We start from the raw sequence: 24618 nt of genomic DNA, 5'->3' as shown, positions 1-24618 counted from the left end.
TGTAACTTTCTAGCACTTTGCGGTAGATCGGCCGGCTCGCTCCAGGCCAAGCACCTGTTTTCTAAGGAGAAGTACCCGAATGCCGACGCAGAAGCCCTCGAAGGGGTCCGTGAAGCCCAAGAAGAAGGTGGATCCGATGATCCGCAAGAAGAAGACGGGGGCGGACAGTGCCGCGGCGGCGAAGGGTGCAGCGAAGGCTGCGGCCGCCATTGCCGAGGAGCGCGCGGAGGCCGTCGCCACCGCCACGGAGAAGCTCAAGAAGCGCAAGAGCACCACCGAGGCTTCCGCCGACGACATCGATCCCGAGGAGGCCGCGGAAGAGGCCGCCGCCGCCGTCCACGTCGATCCCGACGCGGTGGAGGACGAGGTCGAAGAGGAGGCCATCGCCGAGCGCAAGGAAGTGAAGGACCTGCTGGCCGCGGGGCGCGAGAAGGGCTTCCTCACCTATGACGAGGTGAATGACGCGCTGCCCGCGGACATCGTGTCGTCCGATCAGATCGACGACGTGATGAGCATGTTCGGCGACAACGACATCGAGATCGTCGACGCGCAGAAGCAGGCGCAGTCCAACGAGATCAAGCCCACCGTCGCCGTCGAGGAAGAGAACAAGCAGGAGTCCGACGAGGAGGAGCAGGACGAGGACGACGAGCCGGGTGGCAAGTCGAACGATCCGGTCCGCCTGTACCTGCGCAAGATGGGCAGCGTGAGCCTCCTCACCCGCGAGGGTGAGGTGGAGATCGCCAAGCGCATCGAGGAGGGCGAGAAGGAAGTGCTCCGCGCGCTGCTGGCCTGCCGCGTCGCGGTGGCGGAGATCCTCGACATCGGCAACAAGCTGAAGACGGGCAAGCTGCGCGTGCGCGACGTCATCAAGGACGCGCCCGAGGAGGCTCAGGCCGAGGGTGCCGAGGACGCTCCCGAGGAGGGCGTCGAGGGTGAGCAGCCCCAGCAGCTGGCCCAGAGCGAGCTCAACAAGATCGAGCAGATCAACAAGCAGATCGAGCGCTTCCGCAAGTTCGCCAAGGACTGCGAGGTCCTGGAGGAGGACCTCGGCGGCAAGAAGAAGCTCACCGACGTCAAGAAGAAGGAAGTGAAGCAGGAGGTGAAGGATCTCCGGACCAAGATGATGGAGGTCCTGGAGGAGATGCGCCTCAACAAGAAGCAGGTGGACCGCATCGTCCTCAACCTGCGCCAGCTCATCGAGCGCGTGGACAAGGCCGAGGAGGAGCTGCGGGACATCGAGCGCCGCAACGCGGTGAACATGAAGGAGCTGCGGCCTCAGCTGAAGGAGGCGCGCGAGAACCCGAACACGGCCAAGAAGCTGCAGAAGCAGCTGAACTTCACGCCGGAGCAGCTCGAGGCGCTGGACCGCGACGTGCGCACGGCGGTGCGGAAGATCAAGAAGGTGGAGGAGGAGGCCAACCTCCCCGTCGAGGCGCTGCGGCGCAACTACGACGCCATCCGCCTGGGCGAGAAGCGGGCCGAGCGCGCCAAGAGCGAGCTGGTGGAGGCCAACCTGCGCCTGGTGGTGTCCATCGCGAAGAAGTACACCAACCGCGGCCTGCAGTTCCTGGACCTCATCCAGGAGGGCAACATCGGCCTGATGAAGGCGGTGGACAAGTTCGAGTACAAGCGCGGCTACAAGTTCTCCACGTACGCCACGTGGTGGATCCGGCAGGCCATCACGCGCGCCATCGCGGATCAGGCCCGCACCATCCGCATCCCGGTGCACATGATCGAGACGATCAACAAGCTCATCCGCACCAGCCGCTACCTGGTGCAGGAGATCGGCCGCGAGCCGACGCCCGAGGAGATCGCGGAGAAGATGGAGCTGCCGCTCGACAAGGTGCGCAAGGTCCTGAAGATCGCCAAGGAGCCCATCTCCCTGGAGACGCCGATCGGCGAGGAGGAGGACAGCCACCTGGGCGACTTCATCGAGGACAAGAGCCTGGTGTCGCCGGCGGACGCGGTCATCAACATGAACCTGGCGGAGCAGACCCGCAAGGTGCTGGCCACGCTGACGCCGCGCGAGGAGAAGGTGCTGCGCATGCGCTTCGGCATCGGCGAGAAGAGCGACCACACGCTGGAGGAGGTGGGTCAGGACTTCGAGGTGACGCGCGAGCGCATCCGTCAGATCGAGGCCAAGGCGCTGCGCAAGCTGCGCCACCCCAGCCGCTCCAAGCGCCTGCGCTCCTTCGTGGAGAGCTGAGCCTGCGGCGGTGAGCCCGGCTCCCGAGGGAGCCGGAGCCCCTTGTCAGTGCTACGGGCGGCGGGATATCCATCCCGTCGCCCGTCGTCGTTTCAGAAGGGCCCTTAGCTCAGCGGTCAGAGCTGTCGGCTCATAACCGATTGGTCCCCGGTTCGAATCCGGGAGGGCCCACTCGCAGTCCCCTCCCCTCGCCTCGGGATTTCCACCGAGGCGCGGGGGCGGGAGGGCGTGGCTCCCCGCTTCAGCGGCCGCTGGCGACGAGGCCCTACGCGGCGGGCTTCTTCGCGGTGACCGCCTGGTAGATGCGCTTGCCCACCGTCACCACCAGCAGGATGAGCGCCCCGGCCACAATCCCGGCCAGCGCATCCACCAGCGTCGGCGCCACCGCCGCCAGCACGCCTCCGATTCCCGGCACGCCTGCCACCCCATGGGCAATGCCCTCGCTGAGGTGATGCAGCGCGGGAATGCCGTGGGTGAGAATTCCGCCGCCCACCATGAACATGGCCGCCGTGCCGGCGATGGACAGCCCCTTCATCAGGACGGGAGCGGCCGCCAGCAGCCCTCGGCCCACCGTGCGCGCGAAGCTGCTCGGCTTCTGGCTGAGGTAGAGCCCCGCGTCGTCGATCTTCACGATGCCGGCGACCAGGCCGTACACGCCGACGGTCATGATGAGGGCGATGCCCACCAGCACCGCCACTCGCTGACCGAAGGTCGCCGCGGCCACCGTGCCCAGCGAGATGACGACGATCTCCGCCGAGAGGATGAAGTCGGTGCGCACCGCACCCTTGATCTTCTCCTTCTCGAAGGCGACCAGATCGACCGCAGGGTCGGCGACGGCCTGGACGAGCTCCCCGTGGTGGGCCTCGTCCTCTTCCTTCCCGTGCAGGAACTTGTGGGCCAGCTTCTCGAAGCCCTCGAAGCAGAGGAAGGCGCCGCCCACCATCAGCAGCGGAATGATGGCCCAGGGCGCCAGCGTGCTGATGGCCAGCGCGGCGGGCACCAGGATCGCCTTGTTGACCAGCGAGCCCTTCGCCACCGCCCAGACGACGGGCAGCTCGCGGTCAACCTTCACGCCCGCAACCTGCTGGGCGTTCAGCGCCAGATCGTCCCCCAGGACGCCGGCGGTCTTCTTGGTCGCGACCTTGGTCATCGCGGCGACGTCGTCCAGCAAGCTGGCGATGTCATCGATCAGAGTCAGCAGGTTGCTACCAGCCATGAGGGTTCCCTGTTTCCACGCGTCTCGGAGAAACGGCCGACGGATTGCCTGGAGCTCGGGTCCCTGTGGACCCGGCCCGGGCAGGTTAATAGTGGGTATACCTCAGCTCGTCGAGACGGGATCGCTCCCCGAGCCCCACCCGAACGGAACCAGGCCATGCGCAGACCCCTCCCCAGGCACTTCTTCCTCCCATTCGCTGCGCTGCTGCTCTCCTTCACCGCCTGTGGCAGCGACAGCAACACGCCGCCGGATGGCCCGGACAACCCTGGAGGTCCCCCCACGGGCGAGCGGAAGCCTCCCACCTTCACCGAGGTCCTCCAATCCGCCACCACGACTGCCCCCGGCAAGACCGTGACCTTCGAGGTCACGGCCAGCGACCCGCAGAACAGCGCGCTGACCTTCACCTGGAGTGCCACCTCGGGCTCGATCGTGGAGCGTGAGACGACCGCCACCCGCAGCAAGGTCGACTGGACGCTGACCTCCTGTGGCGGCGCCCCGACCGTCACCGTGGTCGTCACCAACGCCTACGAGCTCTCGACGTCGACGTCGTTCGCCTTCGCCCAGCTGCCGACCTGCGCATGGGTAGCCACAGGGCCCCTGGGCACGCCGCGCACGGGGCTCACCGCGACGGCGCTCCCTTCCGGCAAGGTGCTCATCACCGGAGGCCTCATCACCCGGACGGACCTCGAGTATCTCTCCTCCACCGAGCTGTATGACCCGGCCACTCACTCCTGGTCCGCCGCCGCGCCCCTGTCCGTGCCCCGCTACGAGCACACGGCCACCCTCCTCTCCTCGGGCAAGGTGCTCGTCGCCGGTGGAGTGGATGCCTCCAGCAGCACGACGGTCCACGCCTCCGCGGAGTTGTACGACCCGGCCACCAACACCTGGTCCGCCGCCGGCTCCATGGCCACGGCTCGCCAGGGGCACACGGCCACCCTGCTCTCCTCCGGCAAGGTCCTCGTCGTCGCGGGCGTCGGGCGCGCCACCGCGGAGGAATATGACCCGGCCACCAACACCTGGTCCCCCGCCGCAGCCCTGACCGCGCCTCGCGATCTCCATACGGCCACCCTCCTGCCCTCGGGGAAGGTGCTCGTGACCGGCGGCGTCGTCGACACCGTCGCCACCGCCTCCGCGGTGCTGTACGACCCGACCAACCGCTCCTGGTCCCCCGCCGCGCCCATGGCCACGGCCCGCTCCGGGCACACGGCCACCCTGCTGCCCTCGGGAAAGCTCCTCGTCACCGGCGGGTCTGGCGCGTCGACCCTGGCCTCCTCGGAGCTGTACGATCCGGCCACCAACTCCTGGGCTCCCGCCGGCGCCATGGTGGTGTCGCGCATGCAGCACGCCGCCGTGCTCCTGCCCTCGGGCAAGGTCCTCGTCGCGGGAGGCCGCAGCGGCACCCCCGTCACCTCGGCCGAGTTGTACGACCCGGCCGCCAATACCTGGACGGCCACCGACTTCATGAACTGGCCTCGGGACAGGCCCATCGCCGTGCTCTCCTCCCAGCAGGCCCTGATCGTCGGCGGCTACACGGGCAAGAACCTCGACTACGCGACGGCCGGAGAGCTGTACTCGCCCTGAGACGATCGTCCTGGGGATGTCTCCCCGGAGTAGTAGGGTCGCGCGCCCGGGAATCCGTCTCCCGGGCATCTCTTTTCCGAGGTCCCTTCTTCCATGTCTCCCCTCGCAACTCCTCGCCGCGCAGCCTGGCTCTCCCTCCTGGGCTCCTGCGCCCTCCTCCAGCTGACCGCCTGCGACGACCCAGAGCCGCAGCCGCCGGTGGACACCTCGCCGCGCACGGTGCGGCTGCTCCAGACCAGCGATCTGCACACCAACATCCATCCCTGGGACTACTTCACCGGGACCGCGGATGCGCAGCGGGGCCTGGCCAAGGTGGCCACGCTCGTCAAACAGGCCCGGGAGGAGAACCCCGACTGCAACCTGCTCATCGACACCGGGGACACCATCCAGGGAACACCCCTGGGCACCTACTACGCCCTGGTGGACAACGCCCCCAAGCACCCCATGGCGGTGGCCATGAACGAGCTGCGGTATGACGTGATGGCGCTCGGCAACCATGAGTTCAACTACGGCCTCGACGTCCTCAACAAGTTCAGGGGCGAGGTGGACTTCCCCGTCCTCGGCGCCAACGTGCGCAAGAGCGCCGACGGCAGCGAGGCCTTCCCTCCCTTCGTCATCAAGGACGTGTGCGGGGTGAAGGTGGGCGTGCTCGGCATGGTGACGCCGGGCGTGACGACCTGGGAGCGCCCGGAGAACATCCCTGGCCTGCGCTTCGATGATCCGCTGGAGACGGCTCGAGTCTATGTGCCGAAGCTGCGAAAGGAGGGGGCCGACATCGTCGTCGTGGCCATCCACAGCGGCCCGGACAAGCAGCCCACGGGCAGTGCGTCGAATCCGGCATCCTGGCTCGAGGACTACTCTGACACCACGAAGTGGGCCGACCGCGGCAGCCTGCCGGGCGAGAACGAGGCGGTGCAGATCGCCCAGCAGGTCGAAGGCATCGACGTGATGCTCACGGGCCACACCCACCAGCCCATCCCGAAGATGCTGCTGAAGAACACCCAGGGTCAGGACGTGCTGCTCATCCAGCCCAACCGCTGGGGCAGTCACCTGGGCCAGGTGGATCTCTCCCTCGTCTACCAGGAGGGCCACTGGACCGTGGACGGCAAGGACTCGCGGCTGCACGCGGTGACCGCCGCTGTCGCGATGGATCCCCAGGTGGCCGAGCTCACCCGGAGCCAGCACGAGACGACGCTCTCGTACGTGAACGCCCGGATCGGCTCCACGCGCGCGCCGTTCCCCGGAGGTTATGCCGCCCGCTACGTGGACAATGCCCTGGCCGACCTCATCAACACCGTCCAGGAGGAGGCCGCCGAGGAGAACGGCCACCCGGTGGACTTCTCGCTCGCCGCCCTCTTCACCGATGACGGAATGCTGCCCGCCGGCAACATCACCCTGCGCGACGCGTACAGCATCTACATCTACGACAACACGCTGTACGTGATGGAGATCAACGGCTCCATCCTCCGCCGCGCGCTGGAGCACAACGCCCAGTACTTCCTCCAGTGGAACGCCAGCGCCCCGCCCGACCCTTCCAAGCCCGAGACGGCGAAGGTGGCCACCGTGCAGAACTACAACTGGGATCTCTACTCGCGGATCGACTACGCGTACGACATCTCCAGACCCGTGGGCTCGCGGCTGACCCGGCTGAAGTTCAACGGGCTGGACGTCACCGACAGCCAGGTCTTCCGCATCGCCATCAACAACTACCGGGCCGGTGGCGGTGGCGGCTACTCCATGTTCAAGGAGGGCAAGGTGCTGTGGACCTCGGCGGACGGCGTGCGTGACTACATCGCCCGCTATCTCCAGACCCACCCCGACGTCGATCCGGAGGCCATGAACACGTGCAACTTCTCGCTCTCGCCGGATCTCTACGCGTACTTCTTCAAGGGCTCGCGTGGCCCGGTGAAGTGCTCGGGGCCGTGATCCCGGCTCGGTAGGAGCGGGGCTCGTGGGAGGCACGCGCGTCGCGTGTCCTCCTCGAGCCCCCAATGCCGGGAAAATCCGCCCAGGTAACAAACGCTCACGAGCGCGTTTTTCTCCACGTCCGCCGCGCAGGCCAGCCACTGAGCAGGCCCCCCTGCGGCGGAGCATCCGCACCCATCGTGGAGAAGACATCGTGAAGCGAACCCTGAAGTTTGGAGCCCTCGCGCTGCTGCTGGCCAGCGGCTGCGAGGACTCGAGTTTCCAGAAAGCCGAGGAGCCCACCGCGGCGCTGGCCTCTCCGAAGTCCCAGACCCAGGCCCTGGGCACCGTGACGACCTCGGAGGAGACGGGCTGGACGCGAACGAGCAACCTCGCCTCGGCCCACCTGCAGCAGACCGCGACCCGCCTGCAGGACGGCCGCGTCCTCGTCCTGGGCGGCTACAACCCCACCGCCGAGCTCTACGATCCGGCCACGGGGACCTGGAGCAGCACGGGCGACGCCCCCGCCAACTACCGCCACGCCAGGGCCACGCTGCTGACCAACGGCAAGGTGCTCGTCACCGGCGGCAACGATCTGGGCATCACCGCGTCGCTGTTCGATCCCGCCACGGGCACGTGGACGGCGACTGGCGCGATGGCCACCGCGCGCTACCACCACTCCGCCACCCTGCTGCAGGACGGCCGGGTGCTCGTGACGGGCGGCTGGGACGGCGAGCATGGCGGCACCGTGCTGGGCTCGACCGAGCTGTACGATCCCTCCACGGGCACGTGGACGGCCGTGGCCTCCCCGAGCGCGGCGCGCAGCCAGCACACGGCCACGCTGCTCTCCTCCGGCCAGGTGCTGCTCACCGGCGGTGAGGGTACCTCGGGCGCGCTGAGCTCCTCCGAGCTGTTCGACCCCGCCACGGGCACGTGGACGAGCGTGGGGAGCCTGGGCACGGCCCGCTCGCGCCACACGGCGACGCTGCTGGCCAACGGGCAGGTGCTGGTGACGGGCGGCGCCGCGGACGGCGAGCCCTCCACCCGCGCCGAGCTGTTCGACCCGGCCACGCAGACCTGGTCCTCCACCAGCCCCATGAACAAGGCCCGCCGCCAGCACACGGCCACGCTGCTGGCCAACGGCCGCGTGCTCGTGACGGGCGGCTATGACGGCTACGCCGGCATCCAGGGCTTCGCCGAGCTCTACGATCCGGTCCGCGGCGTGTGGGACGTCATGCCCACGATGGGGGTGGCGCGCTACCAGCACACGGCCACGCTGCTGAGCAACGGCCGCGTGCTCGTGTCCGGCGGCCTCAGCAACACCGACCAGGCCTCCGCCGAGGTGTTCTCCGCCGCCCAGGTGAAGGTCCTCCTCGACCAGGGCACCGGCTGGGAGCTCCTCAACGTCAGCGGCGCCAACACGGACGAGCTGCCCGCGTACGACTCGAACATGTACGTGGTGGGTGACGACACGGGCATCGCCCACGTGCCGGTGTCCGAGGAGCTCCGCCAGGACCTGGCGGCGATCTCCGCCAACAAGACGACGGTCTTCTTCCTCAACAAGAAGGTGCTCGACGAGCTGGCCCTCTCCGAGCAGCAGGGCTCGCCCACGCCCTACCTGCAGTCCATCCTGGAGCCGATGGAGCCCACGATGCGGGCCGGCGGTGACGGGTGCCCGGACACGCTCGGGACGCAGACCAAGACGTTCAACTTCTACAAGCCGCTCGCCCTCAAGAAGGACCTGGACGGGGGCATGACGGGCAGCCTCACCACGAAGGGCGACATCACGGCGAAGGCGGATGCCGAGGTGCAGGTGCTGAAGATCCGCAAGCCGTTCCTGTTCTTCGGCTGCGTCACGGCAGGCTTCGATCTCAACTACCTCAAGCTCGTGGCCGAGGGCGGGCTCAACTACGGCGCCACCCTGCAGGGCAGCATCTCCACCTCGAAGACGTGGCAGTTCCCCATCGCCCGTCCGACGCTGGGCATCATCCCCATCCCGGTGGGCCCCGTGGCGATCCCCATCGACATCAGCCTGCCGCTCACCGCGGGCGTCGACGTGCAGACGAGCGTCACCGGGGAGATCAGCTACACCGCCGAGAAGAGCGCCTCGGTGAAGTACACGGCCCTGTGCACCTTCGACGGCTGCACCTCCGAGACGACCTTCGGCAAGCCGGCGCCCTCGGACGAGACGCCCGTCACGGCCAGCATCCAGGGCCGCATCCAGCCGTCCGTGTGGGTCCAGGCCGCCGTGCGCGCCGGCATCTTCGATGCGGTGTACGCGCAGGTGGGCGTGCGTCCCTACCTGGACGCGGACCTGTGGGGCTACAACGGCTACAACTGCGGCGATGCCGACGGCGATGGCGCCGAGGAGCTCGTCCAGGGCGGGTACTTCGATCTGAACTGGCGCCTCAACGTCACCGCCGAGGTCGGCGCCCTGGTGATCGGTCGGAAGGAGTGGACCGACGTCTTCTCCACCGGCAGGCAGCACATCTACTTCAAGAACCTGGTGCCCCCAGCGGCGGGGCGGTGGACGCCCTTCGAGCCGATGATCCGGGGGCCCTCGAGCACGGGGCAGCACGACATCACCGGGTACAGCATCCAGATGCGCCCCTGCTTCCCGTTCCAGAAGGACAACGAGCGGGCGGCCCCGGAGGGGCTGCTGCTGAACAACACCATCCACTACCAGCTGGACTGGGATGGCGCGACCGAGACCTTCACTGGCGTCCAGTTCGACCAGGCCTTCGACAAGCGCTACACGTGGACGACGGCCGGCACCAAGAAGCTCAAGATCACCGCGCTGAGCGACGGCCACGGCCGCACCTACAACACCACGTACACGCGTGACGTCATCGTCACGCCGCAGTCGGGCCCCACGCCGCACCCCGAGTACTACCGCGCGGTCCGTGTCCACGGTCGGCTGGATGCGCTGGAGGACGACGTCGAGGATGAGCGGAAGACCCTCTGGATCGATGAGGTCCTCCACGTCAACCCGCAGAATCCGGTGGCCTCCTTCACCCACTCGATGTGCGTGGAGAACGAGGTGCGCGCCACCGTGACCGTGGTCGTGTCCCTGCAGACCGACAACGTCACCGTCAAGTCACATGCCTACGGCTGGCTCTACGAGGAGCAGTCCTGCGACAACGACGACCTCGACGGCAGCGGCACCACCACGGCGATCGTGGCCAGGGACGGGACGGGACCGCTGCACCTCTACATCAAGACCGCGGAGGCCTTCTCCACGGACGACATGACGCTGAACGTCACCGTGGAGAACAACCAGGCGCCGTAAAGCAGGGGGAACGCAGCACGTGAGTCCGGGCGCGCCGGGGCTTCCAAGGGAGCTCCGGCGCGCTCTCTTTTTGTGGCTGGATGCCTGCCCCGCGGAGGAGCTGCCGCCGCGTGATGCCACCACGCAGCCGCGTGTCCGCTCCACGCGGCATCCGCCTCGAGCTGGAAGCAGAACTTCTCCCTTCTTACAGCAGTCCGCATCCATCCACGCCCGCGCTGCATTTTGCCGCCGTGTCTGGGGCCCTCGGGCCCACCGGGCCCCGTGCGGATGGATGGCACGGCCGATGCTCAATGCCGCCGTCGATGAATCCCTCGATGACAGGCACCCACAGCATTCACAGCAGCAGGACGCAGTACGAGAGCGGGAGCGGGGCGTTCGCCGTGCGGTACAGGAGCTGGCTCGTGGCCCAGGCCCGGAACGTGTGTGGCGATGTGAATGACGCGGAGGACCTGGCGCAGGAAGTCCTCCTGCGCTTCCTCCAGGCGTTCGAGAAGGCGGAGGTTCCTCCCAACGGATACGCCTGCGAGACGTGGCTGAGCACCACCCTCACCCGCCTCTTCTATGATCAGTGCCGGAGACGAAAGGTCCGGGCGCACTGGGCCAAGGATCCGCACCTGCGGCGCGAGTTCACCGAGGAGCCCGAGTCCTCCGCGCGCCCCGCCTACGACGTGCTCACGAACGAGCAGTTCGCCCAGGCCCTGAGTGGCCTGAGCCCGAAGCTGCGCACCACCTTCGAGCTGCACGCGGCGGGCAAGAAGTACCAGGACATCGCGCGCTCGCTCGGTCTCCCGGTGGGAACGGTGTCCAAACGCCTGCATGACGCCCGAGCCAGGCTCCACAAACTCCTCCAGCCACACACCCGCACGGACATGAACTGATCCATTCCTTCCGCGACGGGCCGTGGGAGCTGTGGTCACATCCCGGGGCTCCTCCCTTTCCTGGGAGGGCCGTCGGGAGGAAGGGGATGTCCGAGGAACTCACATCGCTGGTGACCGGGCTGCACGCCGCTCGCCACTTCGAGCAGGCCGCGCTCCTCACCCTGCGCACGCTGCTGCTGATCTCCGAGCAGGGCCTGGAGGCCAGCCGCTTCGCCCGGCAGGGGCGGCTGCTGCGGGGGGTGGTGCACCTGCGACCGGCGGATGCCTACCGGCGACTGGCGGCGCTCGAGCGAGAGGCGGTGGAGCCCTGGCCACCCAAGGAAGGCTCGCTCCTGCTGGCGGATGGGCCTCAGGTGGCGCTGCTGGCCTCCGCCTCCGCCTGGCGGGCCGTGGTGGAGCATGGCTGCGCCGTCTCCATCGACGTGGGCCTGGGCACGCTCCAGCCGCACCAGGAGTCCGCCCGGAGCCTCGCTCCGGCGCGCTACACGGCCTCCTTCACCCAGGAGAGCCAGCAGCGACTGCTCAGCCGCGAGGCCACGCACGTCTGCGTCCTGCCGCTGCGCATGGCCGGAGGGCGCATCGATGGGATGATCGCGCTGGAGGCCAACTGCATGGCCGCGCTCGGCCAGGAGTTCATCTGGCGGGAGATGGGCCCTCGGCTCCAGCTCGCGGTGGACCTGGCGGCGCCCTACCTCTCGGGGCTCGCGCCGCAGCCGGGCGCCGCGCCGGAGACAGACGAGTTCCTGCCCGTGGTCGGCGCCTCCATGGCCAGCCTGGTGGGGGTGCTGCGCATCTTCGCCCAGCAGGAGGAGACGCTCCTGGTCAGCGGCCCCACCGGAGCCGGCAAGTCCCGACTGGCCCGCTGGTGCCATGAGCGCTCGCCGCGCCGGCAGGGGCGCTTCGAGAGCATGGATCTGACGATGGTCCCCGAGGAGCTGCAGATGGGCGAGCTCTTCGGCTGGCGCAAGGGGGCCTTCACGGGAGCCGTGCGGGACAACCCGGGCTTCCTGGCGCGGGCCCATGGCGGCACGCTGTTCATCGACGAGATCGACAAGCTGTCGCTCAAGGCGCAGGCGGGCCTGCTGCACGTGCTGGAGGAGCGCACGTACCGCACACTCGGGGATGCCTCGAGCGAGCACCGCGCCAACGTGCGCTTCATCATCGGCACCAACGCGGACCTGCCCGAGGCGGTCCGGCGAGGCACGTTCCGGGAGGACCTGTACTACCGCATCAACGTGCTGCCCGTGCGGGTGCCCTCCCTGGACGAGCGGCGGGACGAGATCGGCGCCTGGGCGCGCTACATGCTGGCGCGCCACCACCGGGAGAAGAACCCGGAGGGCGTGGTGCGGCTGGCCCCCGACGCGGAGCAGCAACTGGAGCAGGGCTCCTGGCCGGGCAACCTGCGACAGCTCGACAACATCATCCGCCGCGCCTACACGCTGGCCCTGGTGCAGCAGGGAGGCGCCACCCGGGAGCTGGAGCTGCGCGAGACGCACATCCAGCAGGCCCTCACCTATGAAGGAGGGAAGCAGAGCACGCTGGTGGAGGCGATGAGCCAGGCGGCGCGAGCCTTCGTGCAGGAGGCGCAGCGACGGCGGGCCCCGCTCGACATCGACTTCGCCGAGAGCCTGCGAGGCTTCGTGCTGGCCGAGGCGGTGCTGCAGGTGGGGCGCGACGAGGCCTTCCGACTGGTGGGCCGCGAGTCGCTGGTGAAGAGCCGCAACCACCTCAAGGCGCTGCGGCAGGAGCTGAAGAAGGCCGAGGCGCTCTGCGGCGAGGTGGGGCAGCCCGTCCCGGCCGCCCTGACGCAGGCAGGCAACAGTGAGACGCCCTGAGAGACGCGCCGCGGCATGTCAGGCGCGCGGGTGATGTCCGTCCAGGCGGCGGCTCCATCGGCATCCACTCGGGGAGAGGTCGCTTGCAGGTTCCGACGCGCAGCGCACTGTTGGGGGAGCTGGATTCACTGGGATACAGGGCACGCCTCGCAAGAGCGGCCACGCTCGGCCGCGATGCTCGAGGCAGCCCGTCCCTCCCGGCGCTGATGGCGGAGCTGATGGCCGGGGATGCCTACGAGGCAACCCTGGCGCTGGTCATGGCCCGCGCCGCCCAGGACGAGGCCGTGCTCCTCCGTGGCCTCACCCACCCCTCGCGCCTGGTGCGGATACGCGCCGCCAGCTTCGCCGGCCCTGCCATCCGAGACGATGCCGCCCTCGAGCGTGTACTCCCCGAGCTGTCTCCCCAGATTCGTCGGCGGGTGCTCAAGGGCGTGGCGCTTGCCGGGCGCACGGGGCTCGCGGCCCGGCTCCTCCCGTATGTCCGCGAGCACCACGGCGACTTCGAGGCAGCCCTCCTGCTCCCCGCCATCGATGCGCAAGGCGTGCGGCGCTTGCTGCCCGAGCTCGCTCATGCCGTGCAGGCCTGGCCTACGATGGTGCGCCTCCACACGGACGAGGTGACGGCCTTCATCCAGGCCCGCTTCGCCGAAACCCCCAGGGCGGAACGCGGCACTCTCTTCTCCACCTGGCGCGTGCCCCTGAGGAAGCTGCTCATCCTCCGAAGCGAGGCGGTGCTCACGCTCGTGCGCGAGTACGTCCCGTCATGGCTCCCCCGTCTCGTGATGAAGGGCTTGCCCGGACTCATGCGCAAGCATCCGGAGCAGGTCCTCCAGCTCCTCATCCACCCCGCCTTCCGCAAGGACGAGCACGGATATGTGCTGCGACGGAGCGCGCTCCGCGATGCGCTACGGGCCCTGTCCTTGCCGCAGCGCCTCACCCTCGCGCGCGCGCTTCGCGACGACCCGAACCTGCTCGTCTGGCTCCTGCGCTGGGCGCCTCCCTCCGAGCGAGCTGCTCTCTACACCCACGCCTTCCAGGACACCCTCCCTCGAGATCCGAGCGACGAACTCCTCTCCGTCCTGCCCGACACCCTGCGAGATGCCGAGGTGGTGCGCCTGCTCGGTCTGCCCGAGGCCCAGGAGCGTCCCGAGTGGAGGAGCCGCTTGCTGTCCTTCCGCACCATCGAGCACGCGCGCGAGCCGCTGCTCGAACAAGCCGCCTCCCCCCGGGCCAAGGATCGCGCGAGCGCGCTCGGGCACCTCGTGCGCAGCACGGCCCTGTCCCGCCGGGGACTGACCCGGACGCTGTCGGACCTGTCGCGTCTCGAGAACGAACAAGAGCCGGTCCGCCGTCACGTCCTCGGAGAGCTCGCCCGAGTGCCGGGCTCCCTTTTCACGCCCGAGCACATTCCCCTCCTGGATTCGCTGGTGACCCACACGCTCGAGGCCCGGGACACCTCGAGTGCCATCCTGAAGTTGCTGCTGACGCTGGCCCACTCCCTCATCCGCGCCCACTTCATGGATCATCGGGGCGCCCTCATCCAGTTCGCCCTGACCATTCTGGAAAGGCTTCCCAGCCGGACTGACGGCATCGACCTCTGCCCCTCCGTCCAGCCGCCCCGAGGAGGAGAGCATCACCTCTTCGCCGCCCTGCTCCCCAGGCTTCGCGCCCTGGGACAGGAGCAGCGCTACGAGCTCCTGTACTCCATGTGCGAGGTGCTCCGCCAGCGCACTGGGAACATGGACATGCTCCAGGCCATGCTCGAATCCATCACCGAGTCGGGGTCCGGATGGGATACGTACCGAGCCAGCCAGCTCTGGCTGAGGCCGTCCCGGCTTCGGGACCAGCGCGTGCGCAAGATGCTGGCGCGGGATGCGTCGGCCATCCAGCTGCCCAGGGTCCTCGAGCATCTCCACCGGCATCGCCAGGAGTGGCTGGACTCCTATCTCGACGGCGGCCCGCTGGGAGGCCGCTTCGGCACGGACGGCAAGGGCTGGATGCCGCACCTCGAGCATGGGTTCCATCGATTGCTGCCTCGGCAGCAGGCCCGTTACCGCGATTACCTCCTGCGCGTCGTGCGTGGCGAGGTGGACATCGACTGGAAACGGACGCCGGTGCTGCGCATCCTGTCCTGTCTCCCCGTGGTGACGCCCAGAGACCTCCAGCCCTTCCTCGAGGAGCGAGACGTTCCCACGGTGGAGGCCACACTGGGGGCACTCGCGCGGCTGGATCAACCCGCCGCCTCGCTCCCGCTCCTCCTGGAGCACCTGGACGGAGAGCGGGCCCCGGTGGCCATGTCCGCGGCTTCCCAGGTGCTGCGGCAGCTGCCCGTGGCGACCCGCTTCTCCACACTGTCCGAGCTGCTCGCTCGCGACCGCCTCAAGGTGACGGTGCGCAAGGAGGTGGTGCGGCTGCTCGCGACGCTGCCTGGAGCCCGCGCGCTGGCGTTGCTTCGCCAACAGTGGGATTGCCCCCAGCTCCACCGGGACGTGCGTATCGCCGTGGGGCACTCCGCGCGCCAGCTCCTGGCGACGGAGGAGTCCTCCTGGGAAATCGTGGAGGCCATGGCTCGAAGCCCGGACGTGTTCGTGGCCGAGAGCCTCCTCGATCAGCTCCCCGCGTCCCTCCCCCCGCGACTGCGCCCGCGCTATGCCACGCTCCTCCTCCAGCTGGCGGAGCATCCAGCCCCCGCGGTGCAGCAGCGGATCTTCGAGATATTGGACGCCTGGACCGTGGGCAGCGAGGAGCGGATTGCTCGGGCCGCGGCGGCTCGCATCCAGGATCTCTCCCGTCGCATCGGGTGGGAACAGGCCGTCACCGCCCTGGTGAAGGTGACACGCGATGGACGCGGCTTCGAGCACGTGGTGGCCTGCGCGTCGGCGCTCGTCTCCGCGCCCGTACTGGAGGAGCAGGAGGCCGGACCCGAGAGGGATCTTCCCGCGCTCCAGCGCCTGCGGAAGCTCATCGAGGCATTGCTGCTCCTGCCTCGCCCGGAACTGCTGAGCCTGCGTCCCCGCCTCGCCGAGGTGGCACACGCGCTCGCCCCGGATCCGTCGCTGTGGCCCCTGTCCGCCCGGCTCCGCGTCCTTCCCCTCGCCTGGAAGGACTCATCGGCAACGGCGGAGGTGCTGAGCAAGCTGGCGTTGGAGGCTCGTGATGAACCCCACTTCCTGGCGGCGCTCGAGGCGGCTGTCAGTGCCTCACTGAAGCTCCCGGGCATGGAGTGTCCCGCGGAGCTGCTGCTCGACGTGGCCGTCCGGCTCGAGTCCGAGGCACCGCTCGTCGCGGTAGAACTCGTGCGTGAGGCGGGCGGGCGGATGCAGTGGAAGGGGGAGGTGCTCCGACACCTGCGTGCCCTGCGACGACATCCGCGTCCCTCCGTCCGCCTGGCTGCCAGGTCCGTTACAATCGTAACGGAGTGAGGCACGGGCCCCAGGTGGGCCAGACTCCTCCTGAGGTGACACAGACACCAGCCCCTCATCCGTCAGCCCGGCAGCCCGCTCCCTGAGCGCCTGCCTTGCCGGGCGCCGGATTCCGGCCAGGGCGTCGGGCACGTGTGCTAGGCAGGCTCGGCGCCGATGGCTGCGTGGCGAAGTCTCCGCAGCCGCGTGGTGGCCACACGCACGGCTGCGCATGGACATGAACAGCCCCCTGCTTCCTCCGCCTCAGCCCGCGCCCTCCCCGCCCCAGGCGGCCACCCTCCCCGCGGGCACCGTCCTGGCCAGCCGCTTCAGCCTCGAGGCGCTCGTGGGCCGTGGCGGCATGGGCTCCATCTACCGGGCCCGGGACTCGCTCACCGGCCAGCCCGTGGCGCTCAAGCTGCTCCACGTCGACAGCACCGAGGCCCTCCAGCGCTTCTCCCGCGAGGCCGCCGTCCTGGCCGAATTGCGCCACCCGGGCATCGTCTCCTACATCGCCCATGGCGCCACTCCCGATGGCAGGCCCTTCATCGCCATGGAGTGGCTGCAGGGGGAAGATCTGGCCCAGCGCCTCGCGCGCCAGCCCCTGAGCCTCGAGGAGTCCCTGGCCCTGCTGCGGCAGACGGCGCAGGCGCTCACCCTGGCCCACCAGCGTGGCATCATCCACAGGGACCTCAAGCCCTCCAACCTCTTCCTGCGCCACGGGCGCACCGAGGACGTGGTCCTGCTGGACTTCGGCCTGGCACGGCACACGGTGCCCTCCGTGGCGCTCACCGCCAGCCAGATGGTGATCGGCACTCCGGGGTACATGGCTCCGGAGCAGGTCTCCTCCCAGGCCCAGCTCACCGCCAGCGCGGACATCTTCTCCCTGGGCTGCGTCCTCTACGAGTGCCTCACCGGCAAGCCGCCCTTCTCCGCTCCCCACTTCGTCGCCGCGCTGGGAAAGATCCTCTTCACGGAGCCCGAGCCCCTCCGCTCCCTTCGCCCCGAGCTCCCCGCGGCCCTGGAGGAGCTCATCCAGCGCATGCTGATCAAGGCCCCGGAGCGCCGGATTCCAGCCGCCTCCCACCTGCTGGAGGCCATGGCGTCCATCGGGGCGGGACTGGCGTCGGAGTCCTCCGGGCTCCTGTCCTCCAGCACTCCGCCCCTGCGCCTGACGGGCTCCGAGCAGCACCTGGTCAGCGTGCTGCTGGCCGCGCCCCGGGCCACGGAGCCGCAGGCCGTCGAGCCCCGCTCCCCGGACTCGCGCTGGGCCCTGCGCGACACGCTCCGCAACCTGCTCACGCCCCACGGCGCCCAGGTGGAGCTGCTGGCCGATGGCGCGCTGGTGGCCACGCTGAAGGCCACCCATGGCTCGGCCACCGACCCGGCCACCCTGGCGGCGCGCTGCGCCCTGCTGATCCAGGAGCGCTGGCCCGAGGCCACCGTGGTGCTCACCACCGGCCGCGCCAGGACCGCCCCCCACGTCCCCGTGGGCGAGGCCATGGACCGCGCGGGCCAGCTGCTGCGCCAGCACGAGTCGCTGCCCCCGGACTCCTCGGCCTCGGTGCTGCTGGACGAAGTCACCGCGGGGCTGCTGGGGCCCGGCTTCCAGCTCTCCCGGCCCCGGCCCGATCTGTTCCTGCTGCTCGGCGAGAGCCTGGGCGCGGACGCCTCGCGCCCCCTGCTGGGCAAGCCCACCCCCTGCGTGGGTCGCGAGCAGGAGCTCACCCTGCTGGAGCTGGCCTTCAACACCTGCGTGCAGGAGTCGGTCGCGCAGGCGGTGCTGGTGACGGCTCCCGCGGGGATGGGCAAGTCCCGGCTGCGCCACGAGTTCCTGCGCCGCCTGGAGCGCCAGGGGCATGAGCTCCGGGTGCTCGTGGGCCGAGGCGATCCCATGAGCGCGGGCTCGGCGGATGGACTGCTCGGCCAGGCCCTGCGCCGGCTCTGCTCCATCTCCAGCACCGAGCCCCTCGAGGTCCGCAGGGCCCGGCTGACCCAGCACCTCGGCCGGCACCTGCCCGCGCCCCAGGGCCAGGAGGTCGCCGAGTTCCTCGGAGAGCTGTGCGGCATCCCCTTCCCGGACGAGCACAGCGCGCGCCTGCGCGTCGCGCGGGGAGATCCGCAGCTGATGAGCACCCAGGTCGGCCGGGCCCTGGTGGCCTTCCTCCGCGCCGAGTGCGCTCACCAGCCCGTGCTGCTGCTGCTGGAGGATCTGCACTGGGGCGACGCGCTCAGTGTCCGGCTCATCGACGAGGCCCTGCGCGAGCTGGCCGAGCAGCCCTTCATGGTCCTGGCCCTGGCCCGCCCCGAGGTGCAGGAGATCTTCCCCAACCTGTGGGCGGGCCGGCTCCAGGAGGTGCCGCTGCGAGGCCTGAGCCGCAAGGCCGTGGCCCGGCTGGTGTGCGAGGTGCTCGGCTCGGAGGTGCCCGAGGCCCTCATGGATCGGCTGGTGGAGCAGGCCGCCGGCAACGCGCTGCTCCTGGAGGAGCTCATCCGCGGCGCGGCGGAGGGGCGCGGCGAGGCGACGCTGCAGACGGTGATCGCCATGCTCCAGGCCCGCCTGGGCCGGCTGGAGCCGCAGGCCCGGCAGGTGCTGCTGGCCGCCAGCCTGATGGGCCGCACCTTCTGGCTGGGCGCCGTGCAGACGCTGCTGGGCGGAGAGCTCACGGCCTCCGAGCTGGAGCACTGGCTGAAGCGGCTGGTGGAGCGGGAGTGGGTGGAGCTGCAGCCCTCGAGCCGCTTTCCCGGGGAGACGGAGTACCGCTTCCGCCACGCGCTGGTGCGGGATGCGGCCTATGCGCTGGTGCCCGAGAGCCATCAGCCAGGAGGCCACCAGCTGGCGGGCCAGTGGCTGGAGCAGCGCGGGGAGACGGATCCCCGCGTCCTCGCCGAGCATGCCCGGCTCGGTCAGCAGCCCGAGCGCGCCATCCGCTTCTACCTCCAGGCCGCCGAGCGGCTCTTCGATCACGACGACATGCAGGGCGCGGAGCGGTGCATCCAGGCCGCGCTGGCGCTGGGCCCCACGGGAGAGGCCTCGGTGCAGTTGCGCGCGCTGCGGGCCGCCACGGCCTTCTGGCGCAATGACTTCGCGACCCTGGACGAGGTGGGCAAGGCCGTCCAGTCGGAGATGAAGCCGGGCACCATCCGGTGGTGCAAGCTGATGGATGGCCTGAGCCTGGGCTGCGGCTACAGCGCCCAGAAGGAGTACCTGCTCACCCTGTGCCGGCTGCTGCTGGACACCGAGCCGGAGCCGGAGGCGCGCAGCGCGTACTGCGTGTCCCTGTGCTTCATGGGCAGCATGACCTGGTACCTGGGCGCCCAGCGAGAGGCCGAGGCGTGCTTCGAGCGACTGGAGCGCACCGGACAGGACGTCATCGCCCGGGACGGCCTGGTGCGCGGCTGGAGGGGCCTCGAGCAGAGCTTCCGCGCCTTGTCCTTGCATGAAGATCCCTGGAAGGCGCTCAACTGGGCCGAGCAGGCCCTCGAGGCCTTCCGCGAGGTGGGCGCGGAGCGAGGCGAGGTGGTGGGGCTGATCCGGATGGCCCAGGCGCTGCTGCCGCTCGGGAACATGGAGGGGGCCATGGAGCGGGTGCGCCAGAGCATGGCCCTGGCCCTGCGGGTGTCTCCGCGCTTCGGCGTCACCTTCGCCCAGCAGAACCTGGCCAGGGTGCTCGCCGTCAGCCCCGATCCGGCCCATCGGCAGGAGGCACGTGCCATGGCCATCAAGTGGGTGGAGTCCTGCACGAGCAACCGGCTGAACCTGGGGGTGGCGCACCTGGTGCTCGCGCAGATCGCCACGGCCGATGGCGCACTGGACGAGGCCGAGCCTCATGCCCGCAAGGCGTGCGAGACCCTGGCGCCCTTCGCGCCCTTCCTGCCCGAGGCGCGCAGGCAGCTGGGCGCCATCCTGCTGCGCCAGGGCCAGGTGGCCGAAGCCCGTGAGACCGTGGAGCTCGCCCTGCGCGAGCTGGAAGCGAGCAAGGCGGGAGGCATGGCCCGCGTGGGGCTGTTCCAGGTGCTCGCCGAGGCCTGCTTCGCCTTGGGAGATACCGCTTCGGGAGAGCTGGCCCTGCTCGAAGGCCTGCAGTTGCTCCTCGCCCGTTCCGCCACCATTCCGGACCTGGAGGCTCTCAAGCGCTTCCTGCGCCAGGTGCCCGAGAACGCCCGCCTCCGGGAGCTGACCGATCAGCACTGGCTCCAGGGCCGATGACGGGCATAGGCAGGCCGGGTATCGCAATGATTCCGGCCCCTTGCATCATCCAGGCAACTCCCTGCGCTCCACGGCGATAATCTCACCGGTAGTCCGTGTTTCCCGCGACGGAAGGCGCACGGTCTTCTCGGAGGAGTGGACGATGGCGGTCGATGCAGACAAGCGAACGACCTTCGACAAGCTCAGCGCCCATCGCGACACCCTGAGCCGGGTGCAGGCGGACATGGTCGCCGCCGCGCCCCCCGAGCAGCGCCCGTTCCTCGAGTCCCAGTTCAAGCTCGAGAACGAGACGCAGGTGACCGAGATGCTCACCAAGCTCCTCAAGGAAGACACGCGCATGACCATCATGCGCAACCTCGCCTAATTAGACGATGCGGCCTTCCTTCATCTTCACCACGCGGACCAGCAGCCCGCGGATGAAGCGGATGGCCTCGTCATCCTCGACCGCGCTCCGCCAGAGCAGCTCCATCGACGCTCCCGAGTAGTCGAACGGGAGCGTCGTGGTCTGGAGGTTCGGGCGCAGGGCGGTGAGCTCTCGCGCCACCATGAACGGCACCGTGGCGAGCAGCGCACTGCCCTCCACGATGGCGCCGATGCTGTGGAAGCTCGGCACCGACACCCGCACGCGCCGCTGGACCCCGAACACGTCCTCGACCACGCCTCGCAGATCTCCGTTGTACGAGACGATGACGTGCTCGTGCTCGAGGTATCGCTCCATCGTCAGGCGCTTGCCGGGCCGGGCGTGGCGCGGATCGAAGAGGCACACGAAGCCTCCCTTGAACAGCGACATGCGCCGGATGTCCGCTGGCAGCTCGTCCGCCACCGTCACCGCGAGATCCACCTTCGAGGAGCTCAGCGCCTCGCCGACGGTGCGGAACTGGACCGGGAGCACGATGATGCGCATGCGCGGGGCCTCCTCCGCCAGCAGCCGCAGGAGCGAGGGCAGGAGCCACGTGTCGTTCGTGTCCGAGAGGCCAAGCCGCACGGTCCGCTCGCTCGTCCTGGGATCGAACGTGGCCGGAGAGACGGTCGCCTCGACGAGCGCCTGGAGGTGCGGCTGCGCGGTCGCGAACAGGCGCTGCCCGCGCGTGGTGAGCGCCAGCCCGCGTCCCGCGCGCACGAAGAGCGGAGCCCCCACCGCGGACGTCAGTCGCCGGAGCGCCGCGCTCACCGCGGGCTGGGTGAGGTAGAGCCGGCTGGCCGCCTCCGTGACGCTGCCCGCCTCCGCCACCACGACGAAGACGCGGAGCAGGTTCAGGTCGAGATCCTTCTCATAGATGCCGTGCATGAGTTGGATACATCCTATTCATTGGATTTCATGATGTCGATGCGTACCCTTGGTGCAGATGGAGGGACGCACGATGAGCACGAACGACACGAAGAAGACGCAGCGCACGCTGAAGCTGGGCTCCACGGGGCCCGAGGTATTTCCCCTGGGACTCGGCTGCATGGGAATGTCCGGCATGTACGGCGCGACCGATGACGCCGAGAGCATCCGGACCATCCAGACCGCCATCGATCGCGGCGTCACCCTGATCGACACGGGTGACTTCTACGGGATGGGCCACAACGAGATGCTCGTGGGCAAGGCCATCGCCGGCCGCAGGGAGCGGGTCCAGCTCTCGGTGAAGTTCGGCGCGCTCCGCGGGCCGGATGGGAGCTGGGGAGGCGTCGACACCCGCCCGGCAGCGGTGAAGAACTTCGTTGCCTACAGCCTCAAGCGCCTGGGCGTGGAGGCCATCGACATCTACCGCCCCGCCCGGCTCGATCCCAACGTTCCAATCGAGGAGACCATCGGAGCCATCGCGGAGCTCGTGAAGGCGGGCTACGTGCGCCACATCGGCCTGTCCGAGGTCGGCGCCGAGACGATCCGCCGCGCGCACCGCGTCCACCCCATCGTCGATCTGCAGATCGAGTACTCGCTGGCGAGCCGCAGCCCCGAGGCGCGGATCTTCCCCGTGCTCTCCGAGCTCGGCATCAGCGCGACGCTCTACGGCGTCTTCTCGCGAGGCCTGCTCACCGGCAGCAAGCCAAAGGGCCCGGGTGACTACCGCGCCTACCTGCCCCGCTTCACCGGCTCGAACCGCGAGAAGAACGAGGGCGTGGTGGAGACCCTCCAGCGCTTCGCCCAGGAGCGTCGCATGACGCCGGGACAGCTGGCGATCGCGTGGGTGCTCGCGCGCCAGCCGGCCTTCGTTCCGGTGGTCGGCTCGAAGACCGTCGCGCAGCTCGACGACGCGCTCGGCGCGCTGGAGCACCCGCTGTCGAAGGAGGACCTGGCGGCGCTCGAGTCGCTCGGGACGGTCGCCGGCGAGCGCTACAGCGACGAGCATATGAAGCACCTGGACAGCGAGCGCCGGTAGCGCCCCGGCTACTCGGGCGCGCCGTCGACGACCTTCTTCGCCGTCGAGAACGAGAAGCCCGCTCGGGCCAGGGCGGCGAGATCCTTCTGGCGGTGCTCCTGCCGGGTCTTCTCGTCGCGCCGGAAGGGGCCCAGCCGCTTCTTTCGCGCCCAGATACGGGCCGCTGCCTCCTCGGACACCTCCGCGGTGGCCTCGGCCAGCTTCTGCTGGACGACGTCCGCGGCGACGCCCTTCATCCGCAGCTTCTGGGCAATCACCCGGGCGCTGCGACCCGACGCCCTCAGCGACCAGGCCTTCTGTCCGGCGTAGGCCTGGTCGTTGATGAGCCCGTTGCGGATGAGCTTCTCGGCGAGCGCATCCACCCAGCCGAGCGCCTCGGCGCGGTCCCCTCCGTGGAAGCGCAGCGAGCGGTCCACCTTCCGCATGAGCACCCGCTTGAGCTGGCTCACCGTGGCCGAGTAACGCTTCAGGTAGTGCAGCGCGGCGTTCTCCAGGTAGCGCGGAGACGCCTTCCGGGGCTTCTTCGGCGCGCCCTGGGGCTTGCCTCGCTGTCCTTCCTTCCGCTCATCCATGGAGGGCTCTGTGTACTACCAGGGTCCGACTCGCGACACCCCCAAGAGCCCTCCCCGCCTCCGCCGCGCTCAGGCGCGGGCCGGCCCCTTGGCGCCGCTCTCGTCGCGGCCGTGCACGGACGCCGGCGGGCTGGTGGCCTCCACGGCGGTGAACGGCTCGAGGATCTTGTACGTGTGGCGGGCGCCGCGCGGGACGAGCCAGGAGTCCCCAGGGTTGAGGATGAGGACCTGTCCTTCCAGGTGCAGCTCGGCGCGGCCCTTCACCACGTAGCCCACGGTCTCGTAGTCACGGGCGACGGGCTCGGCCGGCTCCGCGGGCTGCTCCTCTTCCCACAGGCGCATGGACACGCGGATGCCCGAGGCGAGGTACTTCTGCCCCATCTCTCCTCGCGGCGAGTGGCGCGCTTCGACCTTCTTGACGCTGGTGTCACCCATGCCTCGCTCCTTCTCCGGTTCGCGGTGTGTTGTCCGCTGAACGTCTCTGGCAGAAGGTAAGGTGAGGCGTGGGATGGGGTGAGTCCGAGGGTGCCCGGCTGCTCCCTCCCCTGGGAAGGGAGCAGGGGCTCGACCTCAGCGTGACTTCAGTAGCCCTCGAGCGGCGGCTGGGGGCCGGGGATGATGCCGGCAATGTCCGGATCCACTCCGGCCTCGCCTGGCTGACCTGCACGCTCCGCCTTCTCCTTCTTGCGCTGCTCGCGACGGACGTCCTTTTCCTTGTTCTTCTCTTTGCGGGCCAGTTCCTTCTGGCGCTTCGACATTCCCGGGTGTTGTGGCACGGTGCCCTCCTTGAGCAGCCCTCTGTAGCCGACGAGCAAAACAAAAGGCCCAGCCCCTCATAAGGGCCAGGCCTCGGTATGGCGAGATGATTACGCGTCAGCCGACGACGCGAACGTTCTCCGCCTGAAGGCCCTTGGGGCCCCGCTTCACGTCGAACTCCACGCGCTGCCCCTCGGCGAGCGTGCGGAAGCCGTCAGCCTGGATGGCGGTGTGGTGGCAGAACACATCCTCCCCGCCCTCCTGCGCGATGAAGCCGAAGCCCTTGGAATCATTGAACCACTTCACGGTACCAGTTGCCATTGCTCTTCTTCTTTCTGCGATGACGGCCGACATTGCCAGACCGCCCGTGGCCGAGACGGACATCGCCCCGGCACCGCCCCTCTAT

16 protein-coding genes and 1 tRNA gene are annotated in these 24618 nt (G+C 69.3%); 11 read left to right on the top strand and 6 right to left on the bottom strand.

Annotated elements, in window-relative coordinates; genetic code table 11:
- Window positions 1-79: 79 nt before the first annotated feature.
- Window positions 80-2206: an RNA polymerase sigma factor RpoD gene (gene rpoD, locus KY572_RS16960; protein ID WP_224243727.1), complete on the top strand. Its 2127-nt coding sequence runs from the start codon at window positions 80-82 to the stop codon at window positions 2204-2206.
- A gap of 98 nt (window positions 2207-2304) precedes the next feature.
- A tRNA-Ile gene (locus KY572_RS16955) sits at window positions 2305-2377 on the top strand.
- Window positions 2378-2471: 94 nt separating this feature from the next.
- On the opposite strand, the gene KY572_RS16950 is transcribed toward KY572_RS16955, so the two are convergent.
- Entirely contained in the window at window positions 2472-3422 is a 951-nt protein-coding gene (locus KY572_RS16950) for a DUF808 domain-containing protein (RefSeq protein WP_224243725.1), read from the bottom strand.
- Between the two features lie 156 nt (window positions 3423-3578).
- On the opposite strand from KY572_RS16950, the gene KY572_RS16945 reads away from it, so the two are divergent.
- The 8 genes from KY572_RS16945 (at window position 3579) to KY572_RS16910 (ending at window position 20885) form a co-directional block, all read left to right on the top strand.
- Window positions 3579-5003 carry a Kelch repeat-containing protein gene (locus tag KY572_RS16945; RefSeq protein WP_224243720.1) on the top strand — a complete coding sequence of 475 codons (1425 nt, stop codon included), beginning with the start codon at window positions 3579-3581 and terminating at the stop codon, window positions 5001-5003.
- Window positions 5004-5096: 93 nt separating this feature from the next.
- Window positions 5097-6929 (top strand): bifunctional metallophosphatase/5'-nucleotidase, encoded by a 1833-nt coding sequence (locus tag KY572_RS16940; RefSeq protein WP_224243719.1) that lies wholly within the window; start codon window positions 5097-5099, stop codon window positions 6927-6929.
- A gap of 193 nt (window positions 6930-7122) precedes the next feature.
- Window positions 7123-10197: a Kelch repeat-containing protein gene (locus tag KY572_RS16935; protein ID WP_224243718.1), complete on the top strand. Its 3075-nt coding sequence runs from the start codon at window positions 7123-7125 to the stop codon at window positions 10195-10197.
- A gap of 80 nt (window positions 10198-10277) precedes the next feature.
- On the top strand, window positions 10278-11075 hold the full coding sequence (locus KY572_RS16930; RefSeq protein ID WP_317987858.1) for an RNA polymerase sigma factor: 798 nt from the start codon (window positions 10278-10280) through the stop codon (window positions 11073-11075).
- 86 nt (window positions 11076-11161) lie between these two features.
- Window positions 11162-12910 carry a sigma-54-dependent transcriptional regulator gene (locus KY572_RS16925; RefSeq protein WP_224243716.1) on the top strand — a complete coding sequence of 583 codons (1749 nt, stop codon included), beginning with the start codon at window positions 11162-11164 and terminating at the stop codon, window positions 12908-12910.
- 206 nt (window positions 12911-13116) lie between these two features.
- Complete coding sequence (locus tag KY572_RS16920) at window positions 13117-16332, top strand: hypothetical protein (RefSeq protein WP_224243715.1); 3216 nt, start codon at window positions 13117-13119, stop codon at window positions 16330-16332.
- Window positions 16333-16549: 217 nt separating this feature from the next.
- Window positions 16550-20521 carry a serine/threonine-protein kinase gene (locus KY572_RS16915; RefSeq protein ID WP_224243714.1) on the top strand — a complete coding sequence of 1324 codons (3972 nt, stop codon included), beginning with the start codon at window positions 16550-16552 and terminating at the stop codon, window positions 20519-20521.
- 142 nt (window positions 20522-20663) lie between these two features.
- A complete protein-coding gene (locus tag KY572_RS16910) occupies window positions 20664-20885 on the top strand; it encodes a hypothetical protein (RefSeq protein ID WP_224243710.1) in 222 nt (73 codons plus the stop codon).
- Here the strand turns inward: KY572_RS16910 and KY572_RS16905 are convergent, their stop codons facing one another.
- On the bottom strand, window positions 20886-21809 hold the full coding sequence (locus KY572_RS16905; protein ID WP_224243705.1) for a LysR family transcriptional regulator: 924 nt from the start codon (window positions 21807-21809) through the stop codon (window positions 20886-20888).
- Window positions 21810-21882: 73 nt separating this feature from the next.
- Between KY572_RS16905 and KY572_RS16900 the strand changes: the two genes are divergently transcribed.
- Window positions 21883-22884 carry an aldo/keto reductase gene (locus tag KY572_RS16900; protein ID WP_224243703.1) on the top strand — a complete coding sequence of 334 codons (1002 nt, stop codon included), beginning with the start codon at window positions 21883-21885 and terminating at the stop codon, window positions 22882-22884.
- A gap of 8 nt (window positions 22885-22892) precedes the next feature.
- Here the strand turns inward: KY572_RS16900 and KY572_RS16895 are convergent, their stop codons facing one another.
- The 4 genes from KY572_RS16895 to KY572_RS16880 form a co-directional block, all read right to left on the bottom strand.
- Complete coding sequence (locus KY572_RS16895; protein ID WP_224243701.1) at window positions 22893-23456, bottom strand: regulatory protein RecX; 564 nt, start codon at window positions 23454-23456, stop codon at window positions 22893-22895.
- A 69-nt stretch (window positions 23457-23525) separates the two neighbouring features.
- Complete coding sequence (locus KY572_RS16890) at window positions 23526-23891, bottom strand: cupin domain-containing protein (protein WP_224243697.1); 366 nt, start codon at window positions 23889-23891, stop codon at window positions 23526-23528.
- A 146-nt stretch (window positions 23892-24037) separates the two neighbouring features.
- Complete coding sequence (locus KY572_RS16885) at window positions 24038-24232, bottom strand: hypothetical protein (RefSeq protein ID WP_224243851.1); 195 nt, start codon at window positions 24230-24232, stop codon at window positions 24038-24040.
- Window positions 24233-24329: 97 nt separating this feature from the next.
- Window positions 24330-24533: a cold-shock protein gene (locus tag KY572_RS16880; RefSeq protein ID WP_224243695.1), complete on the bottom strand. Its 204-nt coding sequence runs from the start codon at window positions 24531-24533 to the stop codon at window positions 24330-24332.
- Window positions 24534-24618: the final 85 nt, after the last annotated feature.

Origin of the sequence: Hyalangium gracile (genome assembly GCF_020103725.1) — a bacterium.
GTDB classification, from domain to species: domain Bacteria; phylum Myxococcota; class Myxococcia; order Myxococcales; family Myxococcaceae; genus Hyalangium; species Hyalangium gracile.
Note: the sequence above shows the minus strand (reverse complement) of the source record. Positions and strands in the feature narration are given on the sequence as shown.

Bases quoted from the DNA above. Each gene is read 5' to 3' on its own strand.
- rpoD (WP_224243727.1), top strand. From the start codon at position 80: ATGCCGACGCAGAAGCCCTCGAAGGGGTCCGTGAAGCCCAAGAAGAAG.
- KY572_RS16950 (WP_224243725.1), bottom strand. From the start codon at position 3,422: ATGGCTGGTAGCAACCTGCTGACTCTGATCGATGACATCGCCAGCTTG.
- KY572_RS16945 (WP_224243720.1), top strand. From the start codon at position 3,579: ATGCGCAGACCCCTCCCCAGGCACTTCTTCCTCCCATTCGCTGCGCTG.
- KY572_RS16940 (WP_224243719.1), top strand. From the start codon at position 5,097: ATGTCTCCCCTCGCAACTCCTCGCCGCGCAGCCTGGCTCTCCCTCCTG.
- KY572_RS16930 (WP_317987858.1), top strand. From the start codon at position 10,278: ATGCCTGCCCCGCGGAGGAGCTGCCGCCGCGTGATGCCACCACGCAGC.
- KY572_RS16925 (WP_224243716.1), top strand. From the start codon at position 11,162: ATGTCCGAGGAACTCACATCGCTGGTGACCGGGCTGCACGCCGCTCGC.
- KY572_RS16920 (WP_224243715.1), top strand. From the start codon at position 13,117: ATGGCGGAGCTGATGGCCGGGGATGCCTACGAGGCAACCCTGGCGCTG.
- KY572_RS16915 (WP_224243714.1), top strand. From the start codon at position 16,550: ATGAACAGCCCCCTGCTTCCTCCGCCTCAGCCCGCGCCCTCCCCGCCC.
- KY572_RS16910 (WP_224243710.1), top strand. From the start codon at position 20,664: ATGGCGGTCGATGCAGACAAGCGAACGACCTTCGACAAGCTCAGCGCC.
- KY572_RS16905 (WP_224243705.1), bottom strand. From the start codon at position 21,809: ATGCACGGCATCTATGAGAAGGATCTCGACCTGAACCTGCTCCGCGTC.
- KY572_RS16900 (WP_224243703.1), top strand. From the start codon at position 21,883: ATGAGCACGAACGACACGAAGAAGACGCAGCGCACGCTGAAGCTGGGC.
- KY572_RS16895 (WP_224243701.1), bottom strand. From the start codon at position 23,456: ATGGATGAGCGGAAGGAAGGACAGCGAGGCAAGCCCCAGGGCGCGCCG.
- KY572_RS16890 (WP_224243697.1), bottom strand. From the start codon at position 23,891: ATGGGTGACACCAGCGTCAAGAAGGTCGAAGCGCGCCACTCGCCGCGA.
- KY572_RS16880 (WP_224243695.1), bottom strand. From the start codon at position 24,533: ATGGCAACTGGTACCGTGAAGTGGTTCAATGATTCCAAGGGCTTCGGC.